Annotated in this window: 4 protein-coding genes; 1 reads left to right on the top strand and 3 read right to left on the bottom strand. The window is 69.7% G+C overall.

Features of this window, described 5'->3' with window-relative positions; all coding sequences use genetic code 11:
* From HUU94_RS01640 to hisC, 3 genes are all read right to left on the bottom strand, one after another.
* Positions 1 to 1,026, bottom strand: a 1,026-nt coding sequence (locus tag HUU94_RS01640; RefSeq protein WP_174273388.1) for a homoserine dehydrogenase, incomplete at its 3' end; no start/stop codon positions are given.
* 34 nt (positions 1,027 to 1,060) lie between these two features.
* Complete coding sequence (locus HUU94_RS01635) at positions 1,061 to 1,990, bottom strand: prephenate/arogenate dehydrogenase family protein (protein ID WP_174273387.1); 930 nt, start codon at positions 1,988 to 1,990, stop codon at positions 1,061 to 1,063.
* Positions 1,990 to 3,096 (bottom strand): histidinol-phosphate transaminase, encoded by a 1,107-nt coding sequence (gene hisC, locus HUU94_RS01630; RefSeq protein WP_174273386.1) that lies wholly within the window; start codon positions 3,094 to 3,096, stop codon positions 1,990 to 1,992. Before hisC ends, HUU94_RS01635 begins: the two co-directional genes overlap by 1 nt.
* 169 nt (positions 3,097 to 3,265) lie before the next feature.
* Between hisC and HUU94_RS01625 the strand changes: the two genes are divergently transcribed.
* Positions 3,266 to 4,311: cation:proton antiporter (locus tag HUU94_RS01625; RefSeq protein ID WP_174273385.1), on the top strand; the 1,046-nt coding region annotated here is incomplete at its 3' end.

Raw genomic sequence — 4,311 nt, 5'->3', positions numbered from 1 at the left:
GGGGGCGGCGGGCATCGCCGCGAGCTCGGCGACGGGCATCGCGAAGGCCGGGCCCGTCGCGCCGCGCGCGATATCGATCAGGTCGGCGACCACCGCGCTCGCGGTCGGCCCTTCGCCGGCACCGCGCCCCTGGAAGAGCAGGCGGCCGACGAAATCGCCCTCGGCGACGATGGCGTTGAGCGATCCGGTGACGTGCGCCAGCGGATGATCGATCGGCACGAGGCAGGGATGGACGCGCTGGAACAGGCCCTTGGCGCTCGCCTCGCCCAAACCGACGAGACGGATGCGATAGCCGAGCGCTCCCGCCTCGGCGATATCGGCGGCGATGACGTGGCGGATGCCGGTGATCGCGACCGCGCCGAAATCGATGCGCGCGCCAAACGCGAGGCTGGCGAGGATCGAAAGCTTGTGCGCGGCATCGACGCCATCGATATCGAAGCTCGGATCGGCCTCGGCATAGCCGAGCCTCTGCGCCTCGCCGAGCACCTCGGTGAAGTCGCGGCTCTCGGCCTCCATCGTCGTCAGGATGTAATTGCAGGTGCCGTTGAGCACGCCGTAGACATGGTGGATGCGGTTGGCGGCGGCGCCCTCGCGCAATCCCTTGATGACCGGGATGCCGCCCGCGACCGCCGCTTCATATTTGAGCGCGACGCCCTTCGCCTCGGCGGCCTCGGCGAGTTCGAGGCCGTGATGCGCGAGCATCGCCTTGTTGGCGGTGACGAACGCCTTGTCCGCCGCGAGCGTGCGCCGCGCCAGCGTCAGCGCGGGTCCGTCGGAGCCGCCGACGAGCTCGACGACGACATCCACGTCATCGCGCGCGGCGAGGCTGGCGGCATCGTCGACCCAGGCGAAGCGCGCGAGATCGATGCCGCGATCGCGCGTCCGATCGCGCGCCGAAACCGCGACGATCTCGATCGGGCGGCCGGCGCGGCGCGCGATCAGATCGGCGTTGGCGTCGAGCAGCTTGACGACGCCCGCGCCGACATTGCCGAGCCCCGCGAGCGCGATGCGGAGGGGGTGGGTCATGCCGAGCTTCTCCCGGGGGTGATGATTGCGCTTGTCATCCCTGCCGCCCGAAATCGGTGGCGTCGGTATCCTGTCCCTGCTCGATGATCGAGCGGCGGATCGCGCGGGTGCGGGTGAAGAGATCGAACAAAGCGTCGCCGTCGCCCCAGCGGATCGCGCGCTGGAGCATCGTCACGTCCTCGGTCAGGCGCTGGAGGATTTCCAGCACCGCCTCGCGATTGTTGAGGAAGACGTCGCGCCACATCGTCGGATCGCTGGCGGCGATGCGCGTGAAATCGCGGAAGCCGCCCGCCGAAAATTTGATCACCTCGCTCTGCGTGACCTCCTCGAGATCGGAAGCGGTGCCGACGATCGAATAAGCGATCAGGTGGGGGACGTGGCTGGTGACCGCGAGCACGAGATCGTGGTGGCGCGCGTCCATGATCTCGACCTGCGCGCCCAGCCGCTCCCAGAAGGCCGAGACGCGCGCCACGGCGGCGGGATCGGTGTCGGCGTCGGGGGTGAGGATGCACCAGCGGCCGTTGAACAAGGTGGAAAAGCCCGCGTCGGGGCCGCTATGCTCGGTGCCCGCGACCGGATGGCCGGGGACGATCGTCGCGCCGGGCAGATGCGCGCGGATCGCGGCGGCGACCGATACCTTGGCGCCGCCGACGTCGCTGACGATCGCCTCGGCGGGCAGATCGGCGGCGATCGCGGCGGCGGTGGCGCCCATCGCGCCGACCGGCACGCAGAGCATCACCAGATCGGCATCGATCACCGCGGTGCCGGCGGCATCGGCGATATCGTCGCACAGGTCGATCGCGCGCGCGCGTTCGCGGACGGCGGGATCGGCGTCGTAGCCGGTGATCCGCACCGTCGGCATCGTCGCGCGGATCGCGCGCGCGATCGACGAGCCGATCAGTCCCAGCCCGATGATCGAGACGCGCTGGAACGCTGTGCCGACCTCTGCCGAGGGGGACGGCATCAGCCCGCCGCCGCCGTCAGCTCGCGCAGTGCCAAGGCGAGATCGCGCATCTCCTCCTCGGTGCCGATCGTCATGCGCAGCGCGTGGGGGAGCTTCTGCGCGGGCAGCCAGCGGACGATCAGCCCGCGCTCCATAAGGCCGTGATAGGCGGCTTCGGCGGTGAGGGCGCCCTCGAACAGCACGAGCAGGAAATTGGCCTTGCTCGGAACCGCGCGCAGCCCGAAATTGCCGAGCCCGGCGATCTCCGCCTCCAGCCACGTCCGCCATAGGAGATTGTGGTCGTGGCTTTTCTTGACGAAATCGTCGGCGTCCAGCGCTGCGATCGCGGCCTTTTGGCCGGCGGTCGAGACGTTGAATGGCGCGCGGATCTTGTGCATCGCCTCGATCACCGGCGCGGGCCCATAGGCCCAGCCGATCCGCTCGGCGGCGAGGCCGTGGATCTTCGAGAAGGTGCGCGTCACCAGCACGTTGGGCGCGGTCTCGGCGAGCGCGAGCGCGCCGTCGTCATCCTCGGGCTCGAGATATTCGGTATAGGCCTGGTCGACGACGAACAGGCAGTCCGCAGGCAGCGCGGCGTGGATGCGCGCCACCTCCTCGCGGGCCGTGTAGGTGCCGGTCGGATTATTGGGGTTGGCGAGATAGACGACGCGCGTCCTGGGGCCGACGCGCGCGAGCAGCGCTTCGACATCGGTGGCATAATCGCGATCGTCGGCCTCGATCGGCTCGGCGCCGACGCGGCGCGCGGCGATCGGATAGACCGAAAAGCCGTAGCGGACGTACAGCACCTCGTCGCCCACGCCCGCGAATGCGCCCGCCGCGAGGTGGAGCAATTCGTCCGATCCGGTGCCGTGAATCACGCGGGCGGGATCGAGCCCGAACTTGGCGGCGATCGCCTCGCGCAATTCGGCGGCGGCCGCATCGGGATAGCGATCGAGCGTCGCGGCCTCGGCGGCGAAGGCGGCGCGGGCCTGCGGGCTGGTGCCGAGCGGATTTTCGTTCGACGAAATCTTGCGGACGCGGCGCCCGTCGTCGGTCGTCGAGCGGCCCGGAACATAAGGCGCGATCGCCGCGATCCACGGTTTGGGCTGGGGGGCAGGCGAAGGCATCGGCGGTGCGCAGACTCGGGTCGTTGGCGGGTCCGCACGCCCGGAGCCGGAGACGCCCGGCGATCCCGGTGCGCCCTCCGCGCGGAGCGGCGGCAATAGCCAGCGGTGGCGGTAAAAGCTACCTTGCGGGCGCGGCATACGTCGCCACGCCGCCGAGGGGACCCGCGCGATGCATCATGTCGACTTCGTCACGCTCGGGCTGCTGCTGTTCGTGGCGTGCCTGGTGGCGATCGTATCGCGGCGGATCGGGCTGCCTTATTCGGTCGGCCTCGTCGCGGCGGGCGTCGGCCTCAGCCTCGCAGGGTATCGCAGCAATATCGCGCTGACCCCGGAGCTGATCTTCACCTTCCTGCTGCCGCCGTTGATCTTCGAGGCGGCGCTGCACCTTCGTTGGCGCGATTTCCGGCGGGAAGCGCCGCTGGTGCTGAATCTCGCTTTCTGCGGCACCCTGCTTTCGGCGGCGGTCGTCGCGGGCGGCATGCACTGGATCATCGGCTGGAGCTGGCTCGCCAGCCTGATCTTCGGATCGCTGATCGCCGCGACCGATCCCGTCTCGGTGATCGCGATGATGAAGGAGCAGGGCGCGAACAAAAGGCTGCGCTTCATCATGGAATCGGAAAGCCTGGTCAACGATGGCGCGGCGGCGGTGCTGTTCGCTTTGTGCATCGCCGCGATCGGCGGGCAGGCGCCGACGCTCGGCGCGATGGGCCTGTCGCTGGTCACCGGCGTCGTCGGCGGGGTGCTGTGCGGACTGGTGGTGGCCGGCGGCCTGCTGCTGATCGCCGGGCGCTCCGACGATCATCTCGTCGAACTGACGCTTTCGATGCTCGCGGCCTATACGCCGTTCGCGGTGGCCGAGGAGCTGCATGTCTCGGGCGTGCTGGCGACGCTTTCGGCGGGAATGCTGGTCGGCAATTGGGGGCGGGGGAGCGAGCTTACCGAACGCGGCGGCGCGGCGCTGATGCGCTTCTGGGACTTCGCCGCCTTCCTCGCCAATTCGGTAATCTTCCTGCTGCTCGGCGGGCGCGAGGCGGAGCAATCGTTCGGCGCCTATCTCAAGCCCGCCGCGGTGGGCATCGCGCTGGCGCTGATCGGCCGCGCCGCGGCGATCTATCCGATCACTGCCTTGTTCCGCAAAAGCGCGCTCGCGGTCGATGGCATCACGCGGCACATCCTGTTCTGGGGCGGGCTGCGCGGCGCGCTCGCGCTCGCGCT

The organism is Sphingomonas bacterium, assembly GCF_903644055.1.
GTDB lineage: Bacteria > Pseudomonadota > Alphaproteobacteria > Sphingomonadales > Sphingomonadaceae > Sphingomonas_I.
This window is presented reverse-complemented; position numbering and strand designations above follow the sequence as displayed.

What these genes read in the sequence shown, in the direction of transcription:
- hisC (WP_174273386.1), bottom strand. Translation starts at nt 3,096, where the DNA reads ATGCCTTCGCCTGCCCCCCAGCCCAAACCGTGGATCGCGGCGATCGCG.
- HUU94_RS01635 (WP_174273387.1), bottom strand. Translation starts at nt 1,990, where the DNA reads ATGCCGTCCCCCTCGGCAGAGGTCGGCACAGCGTTCCAGCGCGTCTCG.